Raw genomic sequence first — 23,159 nt, forward strand, 5'->3', positions numbered from 1 at the left:
AAAACTTATGATATTCTATTAGTTTATTTGTTTAATTTCTATGGTTTCTGTCTGTTTTGTGTTATCTGTAATATCTATTACTTCCACTTCTATTTCATCTGCTTGCTTGTTCATAATAGAATAGAATCTAGTATACCAACTAAGCATAAAGTAACTAATAGCTATAATTTGCCAAGGTAACACAAAAAATCCTAAAATAGGCATATACATTGGTGCAAATATTATGATGTTGAGCAAACCTAAACTTAATGAATTATGCTTTAAGAATATTTTGTATTCGTTATCAGACATTATACATAGTGCTATGCCGTAATTTAGATTAACACAATAAAAACGAAAGAAGAAGAATATGCTTAATATCATGCCAATAAGACCTAAACCAATTAGATTAAGCAACAAGCAAATAGTAGACAGAATTAGGAACTTCATCAAAGTTTTTATGAATAAAAGGGAAGAAAGTTTGATATTTTCCATAAATAGAGGTGGATTTAGCGTGGCATTAGGGTAATAATTCTTTTGTATAAGCTTTACCACAAATGGAGATAGGAAGCAATTTATAATAATTGAAACAATTCCTATAATAAAGACTATAGATATTATCATGCCGATAAATGCTAATATATTCAATGTTACATAAACGAAAGTATTTAGGAATCCGCTTTGCATAGCATAATCTACAAACATAGCAGGAAATTTATTCAAAAACCAATCAAAGTTATAAAGACTTATGATAAGCATAGAGATTGATAAGCAGGAAAGAAATAGCATAGGCAGTATGCATAAGGCTAGCATTGATACGCTCTTTAGTTCATTAAATGAGACTATTAGAGATGTTTGTAAATTTGTGAATAGATTTTTAAAACCTTGATCATTACTTCTAAAATATATCATCATTACCCTTGTTGAATGTCTACTCAATGATTTAAATTTACAATAAAAGGGTATGATTATAGCTTAACTGCTTAAAATTTCCTTGATTTTATGGGATAAATTAGCTATTTCTTTCAATATATAGATAATACTAAAACGATAAGGAGTCATTGATGTCTGATGGTTTTTTAAAACTTTCATTGCAAGGTATGGCAAGAAGTGCAATTATTGGGAGTGTCTTGCCCGCTTTGTTGGGTGTTAGCCTATGTGCTAAAATAATTGTAACAGTTGATGGAATATCTATTCCAGATTCTGTATTTAATCCTATCAAACAGCAAAACCCAAACTTCAATTATGATGCCTTACCAGAGGCGCAAAAACAACAACTCCTAGACGAAGTTATTAATACCGTTATTGTTGCCAATGTTGCTAAAAAGGAAGGATTAGATAAGAGCGAAGAATATAAAATGGCAAATATTCAACTGCTTTATCAACTATGGATTAGTAAGCAAGGAGAGAGTCTTGATAAGACTGTAAATGTTACAGATGATGAGGCTCAACGATTCTATAATAACAATCTCCAAAGCTTTATTACTCTTAATGCAACATTGAGACATATTCTAGTATCAAAAGAAGATGAGGCAAAGAATATTATTGCAGAGATTGGCAAGGTTCCTAAGAGCAAAACAAAGGACAAAATCTCTGAGCTTGCTAAGAAGTATTCTATTGATCCGGGGTCTAAAGAGAATGGCGGCTTAATTGAAAATATGAATCTTAATGATCCTAATGTAGCACCTGAATTCGTTCAAGAAGCAAAAAAGATGCAATCTAACTCTTATACAAGAGTTCCTGTTAAAACAAGATATGGCTATCATATTATCTATTTGGAAAAGATAGATCAAGCCGTTACAGAGCCATTTAGTAAGGTTAAACCTCAAATTTTGCAATTCTTAAAGCAACAAAAAATGCAAGAGATTGTTATGGAGAAAGTCAATAAAATGAGGGCGTCAGCTAATATTACATACCCTAAGTAATTTGGGCTTTTTTATTAATCTTTGCCTAATTGTGATTGTATTTGATGAATATAATCTTTGTTGCATATTTATAATGATTAAGTTTTTGATCTTTCAAATTGCTTAACTCAATGTAATGCAATGACTATTAATGCCATTAAAGGCAAGTCATAATTAAGTTAAATATTTTAAGTTAGGAAACATATTATGATAAAGGATATTTCTATTTCAAAACGTGTTCTTAGTGCTAATGACAAAGTAGCAAATATGCTGCGGGATTTGTATAAGGAGCATGGTAAGTATGTAATTAATCTTATGAGTAGCCCAGGTAGTGGTAAAACTACATTATTAGAGTCCCTAAGCCAAACAGATATGAAATTTTGTGTGATTGAGGGAGACTTGGAGACAAACAGAGATGCAGATAGACTTTTAGATAAAGGTGTTTTGGCTAAGCAAATAACAACTGGTGAGGCTTGTCATCTTGAAGCAAAGATGATACAAAATATTTTCCCATTGCTTACTAGTGACAGTAGGTTTACTCAAAGTGATTTTATATTTATTGAGAATGTAGGCAATCTTGTATGCCCTGCTAGCTATGACTTAGGTGCACATGTTAATGTAGTGCTGTTAAGTGTGCCAGAGGGAGATGATAAGGTATTGAAATACCCTTCTATGTTTCTTTGTGCTGATGTGGTTTTAATTACAAAGGCAGATATGACTTCATTCTTTAACTTCGATGTAGATAGGATTAGGAATGATTTGCGCTCATTGCGTGGTAATATAGAGCTTATGATGGTTAGCAGTAAAGATGTATCTAGTATTGAATCTCTAAAGCAAAGATTCCAACAATTTGCTAATGATAATTATGTATCAAGTCATATATATCGATAATAATCAATAGTTCGAATTATTTGTCATATTTATGTGGTGAAATGTGAGGATATTAGAATGTGTGTTTGTGCTATATTTATTCTCGATTTTATCTCTATCGGTATACATACCATTTGAGCTTATTAAGACAGATGATACTAGATCTGCACTCACTACACTTTATGCCTTAAAGCGTGCCAGAATTATGGCTATCATAGATAGCTCATATATTGGACATCTTGACTTCAAAGACGAATATTCATTTAGACGCGTAGATAGACAAAGACTATTAAATGAATACGCATTATTTTATTGGCAGTTGCAATTTCATACAACGGGTATTTATACTAAAAATAGCCTATCTATTTATCGAGATACTCCAAGATTTGCTAATACCACTGATTTCGATAGACGTCCGCTAGCCGGAGATATCGTAGCTTTAAGCCTTGCTAATTCTCAATGTCTAAGTGGCTATAATAATACCAATATCCCGCAGTTTTGTAAAAATAATGCTCTCTTTGATTTTCGTCTAGGTGAGAGCAATAGCTTAAATATATTGCGATTGCTAACTACTTCTTGCAATGAAAGGGATACTTTTCGATTTTATTTCAGCGATGATTCTAGTGTTTTGTGTGGAAATCCGATACACAAGCCAAACAATGTGCAGGTTATACAAATAGCTAAATTTCATATTTTTTTGAATCCTAGCACAGGCTATGCCTTTATACGTTAGATAATGGTTTTTAAGCATATGTTAACTAATTTTATAAAATAATAAGAACCACCTTATTTATTTGTTACATAAAGTAAAAATAAATTAAATTTATAGACAATTCGGAATATTTGCAACTTTATTGCCTATAAAAATTGTTACACTTGTAGCTTAAGACAATGGTATTGTCGTTTTATGCTAACTTAGATTTAGGAGAAAGTTAATGAGTAAATACACAGATAGTAGCAATGTTTTTAGGCCTCGTTATGAAAATTATATTGGTGGAAAGTGGGTTGCCCCATTAGATGGACAGTATTCTCAAAACAAAAGCCCAATTAATGGTAAGGTGCTTTGTGAGGTTCCATTATCAAGTGAAAAAGATATAGAAAATGCCCTTGATGCTGCACATAAGGCGAAGTGCTCTTGGGGTAAGACAAGCGTTGCTGATCGTTCTAGAATTCTTTTAAAAATAGCTGATAGAATTGAAGAAAATCTTGAAAAAATAGCTTATGCTGAAACTTGGGACAACGGTAAGCCAATCCGCGAGACAACGGCAGCAGATATACCCTTAGCAGCAGACCATTTTCGTTATTTCGCAGGTTGTCTTCGCGCTCAAGAAGGTTCTATATCTGATTTAGATAATGATACTGTTGCATATCATTTTCACGAGCCACTTGGGGTTGTAGGACAAATCATTCCTTGGAATTTCCCAATATTAATGGCAGCATGGAAGCTAGCTCCAGCACTCGCAGCAGGTAACTGTGTTGTTCTTAAGCCAGCATCTGCTACTCCAGCTAGTATTCTAGTTATGTTTGATATTATTGGCGATTTATTGCCAGATGGTGTTGTGAATATCGTAAATGGAAGTGGTGGCAAAATAGGTAAGCATTTAGCTACTAGCCCTAAGATTTCTAAGGTTGCATTTACGGGTTCTACAAGCGTTGGTAGGCAGATTATGCAGTTTGCAACAGAGAATATTATCCCTTGTACCTTAGAGCTTGGCGGTAAGTCGCCTAATATATTCTTTGAAGACATTTATAATCATGAAGATTCATTCCTTGATAAAGCTATTGAGGGCTTGGTGCTATTTGCTTTCAATCAAGGTGAGGTTTGCACATGCCCTTCTCGTGCATTGGTGCATGAAAAAATATATGATAAATTCATGGAAAAAGTGTTAAAAAGAGTTGAGGCAATAAAAATAGGCAACCCATTAGATCCTAGCACAATGATGGGAGCTCAAGTTGATGAAAATCAAGTGAATACAATCCTTAACTACATAAAAGTTGGTAAAGAAGAGGGGGCTAAGTGCTTAATTGGTGGAGAGAGAAATAATCTAGGTGGAGATTTAGCTAACGGATGCTATATCAAACCTACTATTTTTAAAGGTCATAACAAGATGAGGATTTTCCAAGAGGAAATTTTTGGTCCTGTATTAGCTTTGACAACATTTAAAGACGAGAATGAGGCATTGGAAATTGCCAATGATACAATCTACGGCTTAGGAAGCGGTATATGGACAAGAGATATTAACAGAGCATATCGCTTTGGTAGAGGTATCAAGGCTGGTAGAGTTTGGACAAACTGTTATCATGCGTATCCAGCTCATGCTGCCTTTGGTGGATATAAACAAAGTGGTATAGGTAGAGAGACACACAAAATGATGCTTGAGCATTATCAACAAACAAAAAATATCCTAGTTAGTTATTCTCCAAATAAATTAGGATTCTTTTAATTATTATAGAATATTGAATATATTTTTAGATTTCTAGCTTTTTATTCTAATTTATGATTAGCATATTAGCTAGTTTGCTATTTATGTATTCAATTTATACATTTTGTATGTTTGCTTGTAATTATAATTAGTTGCTGTTATTTTCAGCAGCTGCTTCGCTTTTGCACTTTTTGTCTCACTTTTTTGCTTAATTTTTGTTAGTTTTGATTTTGATTCTTTTAAGTATATTATAAGCACGTTTTTAATATAGTTATGAGATTTTTGCTTGCGATTGGTGTCAATTAACAAGGAGCTGTTGTGAAAGATTTTATCCAAAAACTAGAGGCAGTTTTAAATCAAGGATTGTATGGACGTGATGATGAGGTGCGTTTATGCTTGCTATGTGTATTAGCAAATAAGCCTTTGTTTTTGTATGGACATGATGATGTCGTGGAGATAAAGAATCGTTTTGATGCATTATTTGGAGATACGCCGATAGGGATTAAGGTTTGTTCATCTAATGTAATTAAAAAGAAATACAAGATAAGCAAGTATGCAGCTTATTGTTATCTTGGGAGTCATACAAGTAGCAGCCAACTCTATGACTATTTATTCTCTACAGAGTCAGTTAATGTGGTAGAAAAACTTAAGGGATTTAGTCAAGAGATTCATAAAGTTAAGAAATACTTTATAGATTATGATTTCTCGCAATTTTGGAATGATGAGAACAAAAATGTAGCCATTAAATTTATGGAATCTATGGTAGCGTATACCATATCTTTACAAGTAGGTTCTATTGATGATGAAGATTCTATAGATAGTGCTAAGATATTATCAGCTAATGTTTCGGATAAACGTTTTAAGGATTTTTTGCATCTATTGGCAATTAATCTTCTAATTGACAATAGAAAAACTATTAGTCCAATTGATTTTGGCATGTTTTATTATTGCTTGTTAGATTGGTCTGATGGGCTTAAGTACTTAGAGGAAACTATTTGTATTTCTTTATCAAATGCGAATTTACCTACGTTTGTATTTCATGATTTGGATTGTGAAAATAAAATAAAAGATAATTTCTTCTTGGAATATGAGAAAAATCTCTCAAATCTTACTTATAGCGAATTCTTAGTGTATGTGCCTTATTCTTCATCTCCAAATCATCCTATACATGAGTCATTGTCAAGAATAGGCGACTTTCATAATCAAATACAAGCAATTTCGCAAAAAGATTCTAATCAAGGCTTAGATGAAGATTTAAAAAAGTTGGAATCTGCTGAAAGAGCCTTAAAGCAGGTTCAATTGGAAGAGATAGAATTAAAAGAGACACAACTAGCTCAAGTTCAATTAAAACGTTCTTCATTTAAAACAGTAAAAGATGGATTAGACGAAAGATTAAAGATAGCTATATCTAAAGAAACCGAACTTAGGGAGCAAAGAGAATTGCTTGAAAACAAGTATAAGGATTCCAAGATTGCAGGTCAAAAAGAGGGTTATGAATCTCAGATTGCAGATGTAAAAGCAAAAGAAGATCAATATAAAGAAATTCGTATGAATTTAGAAGAACAGCTTCAAGATGCTAAAAATATTCTAGAGGCTAAGCTAATTCAAACTAAAGAGATTTTAGAAGCTAAGTTGAAAGAGATACGGCAAAAAGAGCAAGATGTAGAAACTGCGCGGCTTAAAGTAAATGATAGGTTAACAAATTTTAAAAGCGATGTTAATGCTCGCTTAAAAAAAGCAAAGGAATATGCAGCTTGGCTTCGCTCTAGTTTTGCTATTTTAAATAAAGCTATAGAATCTTGCGACAAGTCAATGCAAAATTCATCTAAACCAAATCCTGTTTTGGTTAATCCTCTTAAATTACATGTATTTGGTCTACGCAAGATTCAAAAAAATTTGCCAAATATGATTCGCATTTTTGATACTGCGGTTAAACAATATGAAGAAGGATCAAAAAAGAAGATTCCTAGTAATATTTTGAACCAATACAACCTACTACCATAAACTATTTGTAATTATATAGGCTTTGATTAATGATATTTTATGTCATTAATCAAATATAATTAATTTGTGCCCTATGGTTATATAGAACTGATATATTTTAATCTATAGATTGCTTTAAATTCATTGTTTTACTAACACAAATGATTGTGAATTTATAAAATTTTTCTTTATTTCTCATTTTATAGTTTTATTACTTATATTTTCTACTATTAATTTACATTGTTTTGATGATTTCGCTTTTTAACTTGAGTTTTTATTCGCTCTATATTATTTTAATTTACGTTATTATTATCTTTTAAATTTTCTGTTTTTTATCTTCTTTTTCTTGTTCTTTTTGTATCTCTAGCATATATTGATATTTTTCATTATTTTTTATCGAGTTGAGATCTTTTTGAAGTCTCTTATAAGCTTTTATTACATTTAATATCGCTGCTGCTACTCCGTAGCCAAGCCCAATCCACACTAACCAATAATATCCTGTAATTTTATACAATCCATATCCTAAACCTAGTCCTATCAATACTGCTATAACCATAGAGATACCAAGAGATAAATCATTTGCCCCTTTAGTAATTTGTCTTATTTTGTTCTCATTATCATAATATTCATTACTGCTTATCATGGATTCTTGTTTATAATTTCCTTCTTGTATTGTTTGTTTATTCTGTTCTTTGTTTTGTTGCATATTGTCTGATTGTATATTTTGCTTATCTTTGTCGTCTGTTTTGTCTTTATGAACCATTTTGTAGTTATCTACCTGCATGCAAATTCCTTTGCAGTGTAAATTTTCTACCTCTTTGTATTCCACGAAAAATGCATTCAATACTGCCCCTATTAGAATCATAATATATAAATGCTCCCTCTAACATATATGGCCATATCTCATCATAGTTATATTCTGTGATTCCATAGCAAAAACAAATAATGGCAAGCAAGAATGTATCATGTGTAACAAATATTTCCATGTTTTCACATTCATTTTGGAAGATGAAATTAAGCAATATATTCATAGTTGAATGTATGTCTTTCATGCCGGGCAAAGTTTCCCCTCGCAAAAATGAGGACATAATGTATTGTACGTTCTTGTTTTTGAAAAGCTTGCCAGCCTTTTTTATATCATCGATATAACAGTCAGCTAATATATCTGTTGTTATGATGTCTAGATTCTTGTTGTGGGTTTTATCATATCCTTGTAAGAAGCAATTAGCAGTTTCTACGCATCTTTGAATATAACTTGAAAAGATTCTTTCAATATTAAATTTGCAGTGCTGTCCAAAGTGTTTTGCTAAAACTTTACCTTCTCTAGTTAGTAGGGTATTTAGTCCTGTTTCTCCCTTGCGAATATCACCACGTAAAGAATGCCTTAAGATTAGCTTTGCATTTTTTGGTGTCATATTGGCACTTTTTACGAAGTCTTCATAAATCGAGAAAATCATTTGCTACCTTTACGAATTACATGATTTATTCAGATTCTACAATATTTATGTTTTACTTATGATTTATTTATGTTGATGATAAACTTTGTAATATTTTGTGTGGGTAACCTGTAAGTTTAGATTCTTACATTTTTGTTATAATCCCATTTCTTTATATTTTATCATTAGGAGAAGTCTTTGGCAGATACACGGCTATTTTTTTTGGTTGTTGTGTTGTTGAGTATAGCAATATTTATGAGTTATTCTCTCTCTTCTTATGCGGTTATATATTATAATTATGGGCAGTTTCATTTCTTATATCGTGAGTTATTTGCAGGTTGTATTGGAATATTTATCATGTGGGGGCTATCATACTTTAATCCAGATAAATATCTATTAACACTTGGCTTAATTCTTATGTTTATGTCTTTATTTATGATTCTTATTTTACCATTCTTACCCGATAGCTATGCCACGAGTGCGGGCGGCGCGAAGAGATGGTTAAGACTTCCTAACTTTTCATTATCTCCACTAGAGTTTTTTAAGATAGGCTATATTATCTTTGTGGCTTGGAGCTTAAGTCGTAAGTTTCGGGGCGGCAATACATTATCATTTTTCCAACAGTTGGTTATTATTATTCCGCATTTGTTTGTATTTTTGTTGATTGCCATGATCATATCTGCATTGCAAAATGACTTAGGTCAGATTATACTATTAGCTATTGTTTTTATCATAATGTTAATATGTGCTGGTGGTAGATTCTCTCTTTTTACTCTAGCACTTGGAATCATTACTACAGTGGGAACAATCCTTGTTATCATTTCCCCACATAGAATCAAGAGAGTTAGAGAATGGTGGAATAATATTGAGAATCTAATTCGTTCCTATGCCCCTGATTTTTCCTTACTAAGTGAATATAGTATGGACATGGGTGGACAGGTGCAAAATGCTACTTATGGATTTCACTATGGCGGGTATTTTGGTTCTGGTATAGGTCAGGGTGTTGTAAAGCTTGGATTCTTAGGTGAGGTGCATACGGATATGATTCTAGCTGGAATCACAGAAGAGATAGGCATTTTTGGTTTGGCTATTTGCGTGTTGATATTTTTCTTCGTATTGTTTAGAATCCTAAAAATTTCTTATCGTTTAAAGAGCTCCTTTTATCATTTATTTTGTGTGGGTGTTGTGTGTCTGCTAGGTTTTAGCTTTTTTATCAACTCTTTTGGTGAAGCAGGTATTATACCTATTAAAGGCATGGCTGTGCCTTTTTTGAGTTATGGCGGTAGCAGTCTTATTTGCTGCTGCATTCTAGTAGGACTTGTTTTATCTCTATCTAGGAGCGTTGATTTGAAATAGCATTGAGGAGCGTATTAATTTTTTTGTTATACAATAATTCTATTATGTATTAGGAAGGAGACGATATGTTCCATGAGTATAGAGAAGAAATTAGCCAGTTAAAGCGACACAATGCTCATTTCGAAAAAATTTTTAATGAGCATAATGATCTAGATCAGAAGATAAAAAACGCAGAAGACGGGATCAATCCACTTAGCAATCAAGAAATAGATATTTTAAAGAAACAAAAGTTACATTTAAAAGATGAAGCATATGCCATGATTTTAGAATATCGTAAGAAACATAAGCAAGGCAGCTAAAATGAGTTAGCTATCTATATTATTTACAGTTTTGCTTTACGGTGCTATTTCTTTGTATTCGCCAATCTTTATTTAATTTACAATACTATTTAATAATTAGCTTGTGGTTATATTCATGTAATCACAAATCAATCTACATAATCACTTAATTAATATAAATCTTATACTTTTTATAATATCTTTCTTTTTTGCATTCAATGAAATGCTTATTATAAGTAAATTCTAAACTTTCTTTTATCATAGATAAATATAAATCAATGAGAATCACAAAGCAAATTAATATTTGTTATAAAATTTAATAACTTATTAATCAAATACTTGTTGTTTTGTTATTTCTATCATCTGCGCTATGCTCTCATCAAAGCTACTAGCATCTTTCTCATCTTGTCCTAGGAATTTTTCCATATCTGATTTTTTACTAATTGCCTCATCAAGCTCTATGTCATTTCCCTTATGATAGCTACCAATACGTATTAATACTTCATTTTCTTTTAATAGTGCTTGCATTCTTCTAAATTTTCTTGCCGCCATTTTATGCTCTTCAGATATTAGATCTTGCATAACCCTAGAAGCTGATTGCAATATATTAATTGGAGGGTAGATTCCAAAATCAGTTAAATTTCTATCAAGCATAATATGCCCATCTAGGATACTTCGACTTTGATCTGCTATTGGGTCATTTGAATCATCTCCTTCCATAAGCACCGTAAAAAATGCAGTAATGCTTCCTTTCCCTTCCTCTTTCCCCGCTCTTTCCATTAGTTGTGGTAACAAGGTTAGCACGGATGGTGGATAACCCTTACTTGTTGGTGGTTCTCCTAGTGCTAATCCAATCTCTCTTTGTGCCATTGCAAAACGAGTAATAGAATCCATAATAAATAAAACATCATGTCCTTGATCTTTAAAATATTCTGCTACAGCCATAGCAGAAAATGCCCCATATTTTCTCATAAGTGGAGAATCATCGCTTGTTGCAATTACAAGCACAGTATTTTCAAGATTTCCTCCTAGATTTTTTTGTATGAATTCAGGCACTTCCCTGCCTCTCTCACCTATGAGTGCTACTACTTTAATTTGTGCTTGGCTTCCTCTTACAATCATGCCCATGAGAGTGGATTTTCCAACACCAGAGCCAGCAAAGATTCCAATTTTTTGTCCCTTGCCGCATGTAAGTAGTGAATCTATAGTCTTAACCCCTACGCTAAAGACCTCGTTAATCAATCCTCGTTTTAGTGCTGATATAGGAGCGTTAATTATAGGCGCATAATGTTTAGTCTTTAGTATGCCTAAACTATCAAGCGGAATTCCAAGCGGATTAATAGCTCTGCCTAGTAATTCATGTCCAACAGGTATACGCAACCCCTCTTTTGCAATCATTACCTTATCACCGCTTTTAAATCCTTCTGTGAAACTAAATGGGCTAATGCTAAATATATCCTTATGGGTTGCTATAACAATCCCTTCTGTACGTGTATCATCTCCTCGTATTAGCCAGACTACATCTCCTACACTTGGCGATAGTCCTGTAGCTTTTATGATATTTGTTTCCACGGATATAATTTCGCCAAAGCTCGGGGATAAATTGGTAGATAGGCTTAATTTTTGCTTAAGGTTATAGATGGATTTATTTGAAGATTGCATATGAACTAACGCATTAGAATCTGGCATCTTGTTCCTTAGTAAGGATTTACAAAAAATCAAATTTTCGTTACAATACGCGATTATAACTTAAAAATCCTTAAGGACAGCTATGAATGCACAAAGAATAAATGATGCTAATGCTACCGCAAGTGGCATTATTTCTGCTGATGAGATTAATAAAAATCTTGACTCTATTGCAAATAAATATGCCAAAACTGCTAAAATTGATGGGTTTAGGAGGGGCAAAGTTCCAGTTAGTATTATAAAGACTCGCTATAAGGATAATCTAAAGGAAGAATCTAGACAAAAAAGCATTGATAGCTTTTATGCTAATGCCATTAAGGAGCTTGGATTACAGCAACAAGATATTATAGGTCAGCCATTAATTGTAAAATTTGAAGAGAGCGATAATGGCATAGAACTAGAGTTAAAGATTGGTATTACACCTAGTTTTGAAGTAGATAATGTCCTATCTTATATGCCTCAATTTGAATTAGAGGAAGTAACTAGCGATCAAGTTGATGAAAGGTTAATCAAAATTGCCAAGAATCATGCCCCTGTTATTGAATCTTCTGATACAAAGCTAGCAAGTGAGCATATTGCAAACATTGATTTTGAAGGATTCATAGATGATAAACCATTTGAAGGTGGTAAAGCTAAGGGATTTGATCTAATGATTGGCTCTAATCAATTCATACCGGGTTTTGAGGATGCTATTATTGGTATGAATGTGGGTGAAGCAAAAACCATAGATATTACTTTCCCAAGTGATTATCATGTTGCAAATCTGGCTGGTAAAGCTACTCAATTCAAAGTTAAACTAAACTCCATAAAGCAAAAAGGAGATATGGAAATTGATGATTCTCTAGCAAAAATTGTATTGGGAGATAAAGAAGATAGCACATTAGATAAGTTAAAAGAACAGGTAAAAGATAACCTAAAAGCAGAATCTAAAATGAAATTATATAATGAGAAACTAAAAGAAGAAGCACTACTAAATATTGCCAAAGCTTTTACATTCGACTTGCCAGAGAATATTTTGGAGCAAGAGATGAATGTGTTGTTTAACAATGAAGTTTCTATGATGAATCAAGATGAGTTAAATGAATTGCGCAATAATGAGCAGAAGAGCAAGGAATTGCGCGAGGCTCAAAGGAAAAAGGCAGAAACTAGCGTTAGGGTTACATTTATCGTAGATAAACTAGCTAAGAAAGAAAAAATCAATGTAGATGATAATGAAGTTTTTCAAACTATTTACTACGAATCTATGATGAGTGGGCAGAATCCTAAAGAAGTGATAGAGCACTATCGTAAGAATAATTTACTTCCTGCAGTAAAGATGGCAATAATTGAAGATAGGGTAATTACATATTTATTAGATAAGAGTAAGGGGTTGTAATATACCTTACAATATATTTGATATTTGTTTTGATGGTTATGGCTGATTTATTCTAAGAAATAGAATGCCTGATTTTTCCTAAGATTCATTATAGTAAGATATGTTTATAGCTAGGCTTGGTTATACTTAGTTGATATTTAGTAATTTGATTCTGTATAGATCGTGCTTTTTTATTGTTTGTTGGTTTATTTAATCAAATAAACTATAGTTATTCTTTATTATGTTATAGTTATTAAATCTATCAATTTAAGGAGGTTAGTTATGATTACTTTAGATGGTCAGCCAGCTTATTTAGGAGGTGCTAGATTATGCGTTGGAGATTATGCCCCTAGTGTTTATGTAACCAATCAGGATTTTCAAGGTGTTGAAATAGGCGGTGCTAGTGGTAAATATCAGCTTATAAGCGTTATACCAAGCATAGATGGCGGAGTTTGTCAAATACAAACAAAGACATTCTATAAGGAAATATCTAAGTATTCGAATGTAGATTTAATAGTTATTTGTTCTGATACTCCATTTGCTATTAAAAGATTTTGTGTTGGTGATGAGGCTAATATATTTGTGTTAAGTGATTTTAGAGGTAAGAAATTTGCCAAAGCCTATGGATTAACACTAGAAAATACCATACTTGAGGATATGCTTACTAGAGCTGTAATTCTAATTTCTCCAGATGGTAAGATAGCATATCAAGAGATAGTGTCAGAGATTGGAAATGAGCCAGACTATGCAAAAGCACTGCAAGCTTTAAGTAATGATTTATAAACGTTAAATCTGTTGCACTTAGGATACGCTTTAATTTTGTCAGATTGAGACTTTATAAATATATGTAAGGTTAATAATATAATAATAGATAATTTAGGTCGTGTTATTATATAAGGGCAAAAATATTTAAATATTTATTAATTTCTGCTACCGGGTTTATAGGCAATAGAATCTTTACATAATGGGCATGAGTTAGCTTGATAAATATCAAAGCAAAAGTTAGCTAATGCAAACAACGGTATATTAAGCGGTAATTTACAAATGTCTTGTGATATAGATTGTTTATATTCCTCATTGGGCAATATTGCCTTGCAAAATCCACGATTTGCAAGTCCAGCAAATGCTACTATATTTGCTTCTTGCTGTGCTACACATTGCGCGCTTTCAAGAGCACTTCCCCCTGTAGTAATAATATCTTCGCAAATTAAAACTTTCTCTCCTTTTTTCGCTTGAAAGCCTCTACGCAGCATCATTTCTCCATTTACTCTTTCTGTAAATATGAAGCGCGCCCCAAGTGCTCTTGCTAGCTCATATCCTACTATAATTCCGCCAAGTGCTGGGGAGCAAACGCATTCTACATCTATGTTGTGTTTGTTGATTAATTGGGATAGGGCTGTGGCTAACTGCTGTGCTACTTGTGGATATTCTAAAACTTTTGCAGATTGTAGATAGTATTTAGTATGATTCCCACTGCTAAGTAAAAAATGTCCTTCTAGCAATGCGTTATGCTTTTTATATATATTTTCTACATCTATCATATTGCCTCCAATTTTACTTAATTTCGAAATATTTTTACTATGTAGTTTAATGCTTAAATCAATACTCAAGGATTAGTAAGTTAATGCCATATTTATGCAGATTAATTAAGAACTCACAAAAATTAGTTCCCAAATATATAAATATATAATTTGTTAAATCTTGATAATCTCTTCTTCTTTTGTTTTTACCATAGATTCAGCTTTTTTGTTGTATTCATCAGTAATTTTTTGTATCTCGTCCATGCCCTTTTTACTCTCATCTATGGTTATTGATTTATCTTTTTCTAGCTTTTTAATGGTGTTATTGGATTCTTGTCTTATGTTACGTAAAGCTACCTTTATTTTTTCCCCCATTGTCCTAGCTTGTTTTGCTATTTCTTTTCTCTGTTCCGAAGTCATAGGCGGAAAAAATAACTTTATAGAATCAGCACTTGTATTTGGATTTACTCCTATATTTGCTTCTTGTATTGATTTTTCAATATCCTTTATTAAGGGTTTTTCCCACGGAGTGATAATTATAGTATTAGCATCTTGGGCAAGTATAGTGGCTACTTGTGATAGAGGAGTTGATGACCCATAGTAGTCTATTCGGATATTATCTAGTATGCTAACACTAACTCTATTGCTTCTTAATGTATTGAAATCCCTTTGCAATGCGCTTAAGCTTTTTTGCATTGAATCTCTAGTATCTTTATATATATTTTGTAGCATAAATTCTCCTTTAGGATTATTGATTTGCTGGATTTTTTATATTGTTGCTTTGCGTATTATTTTGTTGTGTTTTAGACTGTAATGTAGGTGTTAATATAGGTTGCGTTGCATTTAGATTTGGATTGCTAAGTGGAGTTGTATTAGATGAATTAAGGCTATCAAATGGGACAGAAATGGGTAGGGATTTTTGCAAATCAATATCATCTATTACACTTTTGCTTGATTGTATATTGTATAGGTAGCTTAATCCAATGGTATTTACTATGAATATAATCCCTAGAAACATGGTTACCTTTGCCATGAAGTTCGCAGGACCTTTAGCACCAAAGAGGCTTTCGTTGCTTCCACTATAAGCACCCAAACCAATGCTTGAGCTTTTTTGTAAGAGAACTACTACTACTATACTAACAGACAAGATTATTTGTATTATGATTAATATATTAGTCATGTTAACTCCTGCTCAAACAATTAGAATCAAACCTATATTATATCTAATATAGTTTAATGTTTTTTGCAGTAGGAGGGCAAATTGCTATATGATTAAAAATATTTTCATATAGAATCTAACAATAGAGATGTTTCGTATTCTTTGAATACTCAATATGACAAGGAATCTATTTGTAATTCTGAATATGATTTGAGCAGGCGAAGAATCTAAGGAGATTCTTCGCCTGGAATGACATAGCGGCAGCGGGGGGGGCTTAAGTTATGATAAAAAAGCCTCAATATGACAAGGCGGTTTATGATTCTTACTATCCTTGTCATGTCTTATGGCAGTGCTAGAAGAATCTCTAAAGATTCTAATGTTTAGTATGACATTTCTTTTTGCGTGGTTTGTGCTATGTAATATGAGAGATGAAAGATTGTTGCATATTTAAGCAAAGTATTAATATTTTTCACTAGTTATGTTTATTTCATAAATTTTAGCGTTTGATTGCAATCTAGCATTAAATCACCTAAGATAAAATCTTATTTTCAAGAGACGTTTTATCATTTTCATAACCTAGCAATCATAAATTGTAAGCAATAAGTCAATAGCATTTTGTGAAACTTGATAGAAGATTAAGAATCTAAAATACACAAATTAAATTAGGCTATCATGTTGCTTTGTTGTTTTTTGTAAAACATACTACAAAAGGATATTTATGTCAAAGCCAGATTCTACTCCGCTAGCTTTATTAAATCATACAACAAAGCCAGACGCGAAGAATCTTGAGCATAATTCAAGTCAAAAGGCTTTGAAAGATTGTGCATTTCAGCAATATTCCTATTCTTTTTTAGAGGTTTTTTTGCATGAATTACGTGCAGTGTGTGGAAATGTAACTGTTATGTTTGTTGTGATGGTGGGCTCTATTCTTTATGCTTTGCTATATCCTAGTCCATATTATAAAGATATAGTTCTAAAGCAAAAAATAGCTGTAATAGACCTTGATAATACCTCTTTGTCTAAAGATTTTATATTTGCCGTTAATGCTAGCCCTAATATCGAAATTGCATATCATTTATATTCATCACTTGAGGCAATGGAATTGCTAAAAAAGCAGGAGATATATGGAATTTTAAGCATTCCTAAGGGATTCCAAGCAAATGCCCTAAAGGGTAGTCCAACTAAGTTATCATATCGTGCTAATGCCTCATACTTGCTTATATATGGGACAATCATTCAGGGGTTAAACGATATAGGTAGTGAGTTTAGTTCTAAGATCAAACATCATGCTTCCTTAGTCAAGAATGAGATAAATATAGCAAAAGATTCTACTCTTATTAGAATTGATTCTATCCCTCTTTTTAATGATTCATTAGGATATATTAACTATGCCCTAAGTGCTATATTTATCTTTATACTTCATCAGACTTTGCTAGCAGGTAGTATGCTTATTACTGCTCACCAAAATAAGCTTCATGTGCAAGGAATTAGGGGATATTTTAATCAAGCTCCAATCACATATGTAGTCTTAGCTAGAATCTTAGTTTTTACCATTTTGTATATCTTGTTATTTTTGCTTTATTGTGGATTCTTTTTTAATTTGTATGGAATCCATGTTCATGCTAGTATTATTGATTTTTGGTGTTTTAGCCTTATGTTTATTATTTGTTCTGCTAGTTTTGGAATCTTTATTGGCTCGTTTATTCATAGCACAGCACTTCCAACTCAAATAATTTTGTTGTCATCTTTGCCATTAGTATTTATGATGGGATTTATCTATCCTATGCAATTGCTACCTAGCTTCTTGCAGAGTTTTATATCCTGTATTCCAGCATATCATGGTGTAAATGCTTTAATTAGGTTAAATCAAATGGCGGCTAGTATGAATGCTATAATGTCGTATTTTTATTCTCTTTGTATAATATTTATGTCTTGTACTCTATTGAGTATCTATTCTCTATTTAGAAAATATTACAGGTAAACAAAAATTTATACAATTTAAAGCATAACAATCCTACTATTACGCTTTACTTCATTCTAATTTTAGGATAGATAATTATGCCAACACATGCACGAATAGATTCTAAAAAAATAGCAAATGAGCTAGCCTTGCTATGCGCTGATATGGTGCAATTTGCAAATAGCGGACACCCGGGCGCACCAATGGGGCTATCAGATATTGCAGTAGTCTTAGCTAATCACATTAGAATCATACCTCAAGATAGAAATTGGTTAAATCGAGATAGATTAGTATTTAGTGGTGGGCATGCTAGTGCTCTATTGTATGCCATGTTGCATTTATGGGGATATGATGTTAGTTTACAGGATTTGCAAAGTTTTAGGAGGTTAGATTCTAAAACGCCAGGACATCCAGAATACAATCATACGCATGGTGTTGAAATCACAACGGGACCACTAGGTCAAGGCGTTGCAAATGCAGTGGGCTTTTGTCTTGCATCAAAGAGGGCTGCAAATATGCTAGGTAATGACATCATTAACCATAAAGTGTATTGTTTATGTGGTGATGGAGATTTGCAAGAGGGTATAAGCTATGAGGCTTGTTCTCTTGCTGGCTTACACTCTTTATCAAATCTAGTGTTAATATATGATAGTAATAATATTAGCATTGAAGGAGATATTAGCATTGCCTTTGGTGAGAATGTTCGATTAAGGTTTGAATCGCAGGGTTTCTTTGTGCAGGAAGTAGATGGACATGATCAAGCTCAAATTAACTCTGCCTTGTTGAATCTAAGTAGCGAAAAACCAAATCTAATCATAGCTCATACAAGGATTGCTAAAAATGCCTATAAGTTAGAGGGTAGTCATCATGCACATGGGGCACCATTAGGAGAGGAAATTATTACTAAGACAAAGCAAATACTAGGTTTAAGTCCAGATTCATTTTATATAAGCGATGAACTCAAGGCACATTTTGCAGATACCATAGCTCGCACTAAGCCGTTATATGATGCTTGGCATGGATTAAAAGATAAGCTCGAAAATTCCAAAAAAGACGTATTAGAATCCTTACTCAAAAAAGACTTTACGCAAGTAGTCTATCCTAAGTTTAGCAATGATTTAGATAAGTGCATTCACGCAAAGCTTAGTAAAGATAATATTGCTACACGAGCAAGTAATGGTAAGATTCTAAATGCAATAGCTAAATCAAACATTGGATTTATTGGCGGAAGTGCAGATTTAGCCCCTAGCAATAATACGCTAATCGCAGAATCAAACGATTTTCCAAATGGAGTAAACTTACATTTTGGTGTCCGAGAGCATGCTATGGGGGCAATTTGCAATGCCTTTGCAAATTATGGAATCTTTACTCCATATTGTGCTACGTTTTTTGTGTTTAGTGACTATTTATGCCCTAGTATTCGTGTAGCAAGCCTTATGAATGCTCAAGTATTTTATATTTTTACGCATGATTCTATAGGTGTTGGAGAAGATGGTGCTACACATCAGCCAATAGAACAGCTAAGCCATTTAAGAGCTATGCCAAATTTGCTTAATTGGCGTGTAGCTGATGCGAATGAAAATGTTTGTGCTTGGCAGAATGCCCTGGATATACCAAAGCCTCAAAGCTTTATTCTAACAAGGCAAAATCTCCCTATAATAGAAGCAAATACTATAACAAAGCAAAATGTTGCAAAAGGTGGATATGTCATTTCTAAGTCGCTATTATTGCCTAGTAATCCAAAGATAAGCCTACTTGCAAGCGGAAGTGAAGTAAGTCTTGCCATAAAAGCACAAGAAATATTAGAAAATCCTAGTATATTAGTAAATCTAAAAGCTGCTTCTAGCTTATTGAAAAGATTAGAAGACTTAGGATTAGATTCTAAAGGAGTTGCTACTCAAGTAATTTCTATGCCATGTTTTGAGCTTTTTATAGCGCAAGATAAGAGCTATATAGATGAGGTATTCGGAGATTCTATGGTGCTTGGAATAGAGGCTTTACGTTCTTTGGAGCTTTATAGATTCTGTAATAGTGTTATTTGTATGAGTAGATTTGGAGCTAGTGGCAATGGAGATTTACTTTTTGATAGATTTGGCTTTAATGTAGAAAATATCTGCCTAGAAGCAATAAAGCTAATTGGCTAGCATGATTTATTATGTCTATGTATGAATAAGCCCTTGATATTTAATGTTATTAGTTATAAGGTAAGTATTAATGAATAAATATTATTAAATATGAAATGATGTCTTATTATATTTAGCCAATTTAAGCTATATCTTAATCCTTATTCTTCATTTCTTCTAGCATTGACTTGTTTCGTGCTTATAATAAGTGCTTACTGGTTATACAAATATTTTACAGCTAATGCATGCTAAGCTATGATCGATAATCAGCGTTAATTTGTATATAGCCATGACTTAAATCGCAGCCCCAAGCTTTAGCTTTATATTTTCCGTCATTTAAATCAATAATCATACGAATTTTTTTTGCACTTAAAATTTTCTTTGCCTTATTTTCATTAAATTTTACCCCAACTCCATCTTTAACTATGGTTATCTCACCTTTTTTACTAGCAAAGATGAGATGCAATTTGCTTGCATCAAATTCTGCTTTGCTATATCCCATAGCGCATATGATTCTACCCCAGTTTGCATCATTACCAAATATTGCCGTTTTTACTAGATTTGAGGCGATTATTGCTTTGCTGAGTTTTTGTGCTTGCTCTTTTGTTTTTGCACCTTTAATAAATACTTCTAATAGATGAGTAGCACCTTCTCCATCTCTTGCAACTTCTTTAGCAAGATAAATACACACTTTAGCTAGAGCTTTTTTGAATATTTTGTAATTGTCATCTTTTTCTGTGATTTCTTGGTTTTTAGCCGTTTTATTAGATAAAAGTATGATCATATCATTTGTTGAGGTGTCTCCATCAACGCTAATTTGATTGAAGCTATCTTGAACAACTTCTTTTAGTGCTTCTTGCAATAGATTCTTACTTACATCTATATCTGTTAGGATAAATCCTAGCAATGTCGCCATATTTGGGTGTATCATGCCAGATCCTTTTGCCATACCCCAAATTCTACCTTTGAATTTATCAAAGTTAATATTTATTCCATATGTTTTAGGATATGTATCTGTTGTCATAATAGCCCTGCTAGCAAACTTCATTGAATCCTTGCTATTAGATTTATTTTCTACTAGTTTAGGAATCCCTCTTGATATGCGATTCATTGGTAATTGTTCACCAATTACACCTGTTGAGCTTAGTAAAACTTGTGTTGATTCTATCTTTAGTATCTTTGCTAGTTCTTTTGATAATGTGAGGCAATTTTTATCACCTTGTATGCCAGTGCAGGCATTCGCATACCCAGAATTTATCATAATGGCGCGGATTTGATTTTGTATATATGCTTTGTTATAGGAAATGCAAGCTGCTTGCATGCTGTTTTGTGTCCAAACGCCAGCAGCATTACATTCATTTTGTGAGTAAATTAGAGCCAAGTCATAGCGATTCTTATATTTTACGTTTGCTTTTATACCTGATAGCTCGAAGCCATTTGGAAGCTTGTTATCTCTAGTAAATGCCCTCTTTTTGTCTTTTTTGTTGATGTTTGATTTGTTATTTGCTTCTTCTTTTTTTGTTGTTTTATCAATGTTTGTTTCGCTTGTCAATTGTTTATTGTCTTTGCTCATAATATTGCCCTCTCATGTTACATACAAACTTTAGTTAATATTTACTTTAAGATACTGCCAATGAAGTGAATAATAATACCGTAATGATTTATTGTTTTATACTCATTTTATGATAGCATTGTAGTTTTTTGCTTATCCACATAATATATTTTTCGGAGATAACGTTATGAATATTAAAATTTCAAACCAAGCGAAGCTGCCTACTAGATTTGGAAATTTTCAGACTAAGGCATTTCGCGAATTTAAAGATCAACAAAATATACAGGAACATTTGGTAGTATTTACAGATCCGCTTCCTAGCATTCCATTAGTTCGCGTTCATTCGGAATGCCTTACAGGAGATGTATTTGGATCTAGGAAATGTGATTGCGGACCAGAATTATCCTTTGCAATGAAAGAAATTTATGAACAAGGTGGAATGCTTATTTATCTGCGCCAAGAGGGCAGGGGGATTGGTTTATTTAATAAAATAAATGCCTATCATCTTCAAGATGGCGGCATGGATACAGTAGAGGCAAATGAAGCCTTAGGTTTTGATAAAGACATGCGAAATTATGATGTTGTAGGCGAAATATTTAAGCACTTTAATATATCTGAAATTAGGCTTCTTACAAATAATCCAAGAAAGATAGAGCAAATGGAGAAATATGCAAAATGTGTGCGAGATTCTATTATCATAGAGCCAAATGAATATAATAAGGAATATCTCATGGTGAAAAAACACAAGCTAGGGCATTTGCTCTAAGTTGTGGAGATTTGTAGTTTGCGTAGTTTTATAACACAATATTTAGGCTTATGGTAAGAGAAATTTACTATTACTCTTGTAAATACATTTTATAATTGTAGTTTTATAAGGTATAATATAAATATGTATCTTCTTTGCTAAATACTTAAGCAGTGGGGTAGAGCTTAATTTTAAGGGGAATGTTATGAAAAAAAATGAAGTATTATCATATATTAAGGGAGCTGCTTGTGCTATTACACTTGGAGTATTTTTGGTATCTTGTGGAAGTAAAACACAACATCTAACATCTAGCTCTGATGAACCTAAATGGGTAAATAGCATTGCAGCAGGAAAACAAAAAGCTAATGCTATGGTTGTAGCTGTTGGCTCTGCAAAGTTTCTTGATGGTAATATTGATTATGCAACTAATCAAGCAACTATGAATGCGAGAATTCAAATTGCCCAAACAGTTAGTGTGAAAGTAGAGCAGGCAATTAAGAATTTAGCACAAAGCGATGGTATGAAGATTTCTGAAAATAGCATGCAGGTAGCAAAACAAAAGGTTGAGGCTAATTTACAGCAGACTCAAATGGTAGAAAGATGGATTGATAAAAAGTCAAATCCTCAAACTCTCTATGTCCTTGTAGCAATGGATAAAGAAGCTTATGAAAGAGCACTTAAAGGTGGCGGACAAGTATTAAATATTAATGAAGAGCAAGCAAGAAAATTACATAATATGGTAGATGAAATGTTGCAGTAGCTTCAACATACCTATTGATATTGCCTAGATTTAATTAGGTGAATTCTAGTTGATTCAAATAACATCAATGC

The 23,159-nt window shown here is 32.6% G+C and carries 21 protein-coding genes; 13 read left to right on the forward strand and 8 right to left on the reverse strand.

The genetic code is table 11. The annotated features are described in order from the left end of the window. Positions 1-18 precede the first annotated feature (18 nt). Positions 19-891: a hypothetical protein gene (locus LS73_RS04435; RefSeq protein WP_052089793.1), complete on the reverse strand. Its 873-nt coding sequence runs from the start codon at positions 889-891 to the stop codon at positions 19-21. Between the two features lie 152 nt (positions 892-1,043). Here LS73_RS04435 and LS73_RS04440 point away from each other — a divergent pair, with 152 nt between their 5' ends. The 5 genes from LS73_RS04440 to LS73_RS04460 all read left to right on the forward strand — a co-directional run bounded on the left by LS73_RS04440 (position 1,044) and on the right by LS73_RS04460 (position 7,180). Continuing rightward, a complete protein-coding gene (locus LS73_RS04440) occupies positions 1,044-1,904 on the forward strand; it encodes a peptidylprolyl isomerase (RefSeq protein WP_034558499.1) in 861 nt (286 codons plus the stop codon). A 186-nt stretch (positions 1,905-2,090) separates the two neighbouring features. Further along, on the forward strand, positions 2,091-2,774 hold the full coding sequence (gene hypB, locus LS73_RS04445) for a hydrogenase nickel incorporation protein HypB (RefSeq protein WP_052089791.1): 684 nt from the start codon (positions 2,091-2,093) through the stop codon (positions 2,772-2,774). Between the two features lie 43 nt (positions 2,775-2,817). After that, positions 2,818-3,486 (forward strand): hypothetical protein, encoded by a 669-nt coding sequence (locus LS73_RS04450; protein ID WP_034558496.1) that lies wholly within the window; start codon positions 2,818-2,820, stop codon positions 3,484-3,486. A gap of 202 nt (positions 3,487-3,688) precedes the next feature. Further along, positions 3,689-5,197 carry an acetaldehyde dehydrogenase ExaC gene (gene exaC, locus LS73_RS04455; protein WP_034558493.1) on the forward strand — a complete coding sequence of 503 codons (1,509 nt, stop codon included), beginning with the start codon at positions 3,689-3,691 and terminating at the stop codon, positions 5,195-5,197. Positions 5,198-5,494: 297 nt separating this feature from the next. Continuing rightward, positions 5,495-7,180 carry a coiled-coil domain-containing protein gene (locus tag LS73_RS04460; RefSeq protein ID WP_052089789.1) on the forward strand — a complete coding sequence of 562 codons (1,686 nt, stop codon included), beginning with the start codon at positions 5,495-5,497 and terminating at the stop codon, positions 7,178-7,180. 295 nt (positions 7,181-7,475) lie between these two features. Here LS73_RS04460 and LS73_RS04465 read toward each other — a convergent pair whose 3' ends face one another. Further along, positions 7,476-7,943 carry an AtpZ/AtpI family protein gene (locus LS73_RS04465; protein WP_233708877.1) on the reverse strand — a complete coding sequence of 156 codons (468 nt, stop codon included), beginning with the start codon at positions 7,941-7,943 and terminating at the stop codon, positions 7,476-7,478. Beyond that, positions 7,930-8,616 (reverse strand): histidine phosphatase family protein, encoded by a 687-nt coding sequence (locus tag LS73_RS04470; RefSeq protein ID WP_052089787.1) that lies wholly within the window; start codon positions 8,614-8,616, stop codon positions 7,930-7,932. Before LS73_RS04470 ends, LS73_RS04465 begins: the two co-directional genes overlap by 14 nt. 177 nt (positions 8,617-8,793) lie before the next feature. Between LS73_RS04470 and LS73_RS04475 the strand changes: the two genes are divergently transcribed. Next, entirely contained in the window at positions 8,794-9,951 is a 1,158-nt protein-coding gene (locus LS73_RS04475; RefSeq protein WP_034558488.1) for an FtsW/RodA/SpoVE family cell cycle protein, read from the forward strand. 65 nt (positions 9,952-10,016) lie between these two features. Further along, positions 10,017-10,250, forward strand: coding sequence for a YdcH family protein (locus tag LS73_RS04480; protein WP_034558485.1), 234 nt, complete (start codon positions 10,017-10,019; stop codon positions 10,248-10,250). A gap of 306 nt (positions 10,251-10,556) precedes the next feature. Here the strand turns inward: LS73_RS04480 and fliI are convergent, their stop codons facing one another. Next, entirely contained in the window at positions 10,557-11,891 is a 1,335-nt protein-coding gene (fliI, locus tag LS73_RS04485; RefSeq protein ID WP_034558898.1) for a flagellar protein export ATPase FliI, read from the reverse strand. Positions 11,892-12,000: 109 nt separating this feature from the next. Here fliI and tig point away from each other — a divergent pair, with 109 nt between their 5' ends. Together tig and tpx are read left to right on the forward strand one after the other, a co-directional pair. Beyond that, the gene (gene tig / locus LS73_RS04490) at positions 12,001-13,290 is read left to right on the forward strand and encodes a trigger factor (protein WP_034558483.1); all 1,290 of its coding nucleotides are present in this window, start codon (positions 12,001-12,003) and stop codon (positions 13,288-13,290) included. A gap of 261 nt (positions 13,291-13,551) precedes the next feature. Continuing rightward, a complete protein-coding gene (tpx, locus tag LS73_RS04495) occupies positions 13,552-14,052 on the forward strand; it encodes a thiol peroxidase (RefSeq protein WP_034558481.1) in 501 nt (166 codons plus the stop codon). Positions 14,053-14,189: 137 nt separating this feature from the next. Here tpx and pyrE read toward each other — a convergent pair whose 3' ends face one another. The 3 genes from pyrE to secG form a co-directional block, all read right to left on the reverse strand. Next, positions 14,190-14,810: an orotate phosphoribosyltransferase gene (pyrE, locus tag LS73_RS04500; RefSeq protein WP_034558480.1), complete on the reverse strand. Its 621-nt coding sequence runs from the start codon at positions 14,808-14,810 to the stop codon at positions 14,190-14,192. Positions 14,811-14,963: 153 nt separating this feature from the next. Then, on the reverse strand, positions 14,964-15,521 hold the full coding sequence (gene frr / locus LS73_RS04505) for a ribosome recycling factor (protein ID WP_034558478.1): 558 nt from the start codon (positions 15,519-15,521) through the stop codon (positions 14,964-14,966). 16 nt (positions 15,522-15,537) lie between these two features. Then, positions 15,538-15,969 (reverse strand): preprotein translocase subunit SecG, encoded by a 432-nt coding sequence (secG, locus tag LS73_RS10605; protein ID WP_081955612.1) that lies wholly within the window; start codon positions 15,967-15,969, stop codon positions 15,538-15,540. A 697-nt stretch (positions 15,970-16,666) separates the two neighbouring features. Between secG and LS73_RS04515 the strand changes: the two genes are divergently transcribed. Together LS73_RS04515 and LS73_RS04520 are read left to right on the forward strand one after the other, a co-directional pair. Continuing rightward, entirely contained in the window at positions 16,667-17,929 is a 1,263-nt protein-coding gene (locus LS73_RS04515) for an ABC transporter permease (RefSeq protein WP_081955611.1), read from the forward strand. A gap of 77 nt (positions 17,930-18,006) precedes the next feature. Beyond that, positions 18,007-20,052 (forward strand): transketolase family protein, encoded by a 2,046-nt coding sequence (locus tag LS73_RS04520; protein WP_034558476.1) that lies wholly within the window; start codon positions 18,007-18,009, stop codon positions 20,050-20,052. A gap of 232 nt (positions 20,053-20,284) precedes the next feature. Here LS73_RS04520 and argJ read toward each other — a convergent pair whose 3' ends face one another. After that, entirely contained in the window at positions 20,285-21,604 is a 1,320-nt protein-coding gene (gene argJ / locus LS73_RS04525; RefSeq protein ID WP_081955610.1) for a bifunctional glutamate N-acetyltransferase/amino-acid acetyltransferase ArgJ, read from the reverse strand. A 166-nt stretch (positions 21,605-21,770) separates the two neighbouring features. Between argJ and ribA the strand changes: the two genes are divergently transcribed. Beyond that, entirely contained in the window at positions 21,771-22,349 is a 579-nt protein-coding gene (ribA, locus tag LS73_RS04530; RefSeq protein WP_034558474.1) for a GTP cyclohydrolase II, read from the forward strand. 184 nt (positions 22,350-22,533) lie between these two features. Beyond that, entirely contained in the window at positions 22,534-23,088 is a 555-nt protein-coding gene (locus tag LS73_RS04535; RefSeq protein ID WP_034558472.1) for an LPP20 family lipoprotein, read from the forward strand. Positions 23,089-23,159: the final 71 nt, after the last annotated feature.

Origin of the sequence: Helicobacter muridarum, from assembly GCF_000765805.2 — a bacterium.
GTDB classification, from domain to species: Bacteria; Campylobacterota; Campylobacteria; order Campylobacterales; family Helicobacteraceae; genus Helicobacter_A; species Helicobacter_A muridarum.

Coding starts and splice junctions, on each gene's coding strand:
- argJ (WP_081955610.1), bottom strand. CDS start 21,604: ATGAGCAAAGACAATAAACAATTGACAAGCGAAACAAACATTGATAAA.
- exaC (WP_034558493.1), top strand. CDS start 3,689: ATGAGTAAATACACAGATAGTAGCAATGTTTTTAGGCCTCGTTATGAA.
- tpx (WP_034558481.1), top strand. CDS start 13,552: ATGATTACTTTAGATGGTCAGCCAGCTTATTTAGGAGGTGCTAGATTA.
- LS73_RS04465 (WP_233708877.1), bottom strand. CDS start 7,943: ATGCAGGTAGATAACTACAAAATGGTTCATAAAGACAAAACAGACGAC.
- hypB (WP_052089791.1), top strand. CDS start 2,091: ATGATAAAGGATATTTCTATTTCAAAACGTGTTCTTAGTGCTAATGAC.
- frr (WP_034558478.1), bottom strand. CDS start 15,521: ATGCTACAAAATATATATAAAGATACTAGAGATTCAATGCAAAAAAGC.
- LS73_RS04440 (WP_034558499.1), top strand. CDS start 1,044: ATGTCTGATGGTTTTTTAAAACTTTCATTGCAAGGTATGGCAAGAAGT.
- LS73_RS04520 (WP_034558476.1), top strand. CDS start 18,007: ATGCCAACACATGCACGAATAGATTCTAAAAAAATAGCAAATGAGCTA.
- LS73_RS04470 (WP_052089787.1), bottom strand. CDS start 8,616: ATGATTTTCTCGATTTATGAAGACTTCGTAAAAAGTGCCAATATGACA.
- LS73_RS04535 (WP_034558472.1), top strand. CDS start 22,534: ATGAAAAAAAATGAAGTATTATCATATATTAAGGGAGCTGCTTGTGCT.
- LS73_RS04435 (WP_052089793.1), bottom strand. CDS start 891: ATGATATATTTTAGAAGTAATGATCAAGGTTTTAAAAATCTATTCACA.
- ribA (WP_034558474.1), top strand. CDS start 21,771: ATGAATATTAAAATTTCAAACCAAGCGAAGCTGCCTACTAGATTTGGA.
- fliI (WP_034558898.1), bottom strand. CDS start 11,891: ATGCAATCTTCAAATAAATCCATCTATAACCTTAAGCAAAAATTAAGC.
- LS73_RS04480 (WP_034558485.1), top strand. CDS start 10,017: ATGTTCCATGAGTATAGAGAAGAAATTAGCCAGTTAAAGCGACACAAT.
- pyrE (WP_034558480.1), bottom strand. CDS start 14,810: ATGATAGATGTAGAAAATATATATAAAAAGCATAACGCATTGCTAGAA.
- secG (WP_081955612.1), bottom strand. CDS start 15,969: ATGACTAATATATTAATCATAATACAAATAATCTTGTCTGTTAGTATA.
- tig (WP_034558483.1), top strand. CDS start 12,001: ATGAATGCACAAAGAATAAATGATGCTAATGCTACCGCAAGTGGCATT.
- LS73_RS04515 (WP_081955611.1), top strand. CDS start 16,667: ATGTCAAAGCCAGATTCTACTCCGCTAGCTTTATTAAATCATACAACA.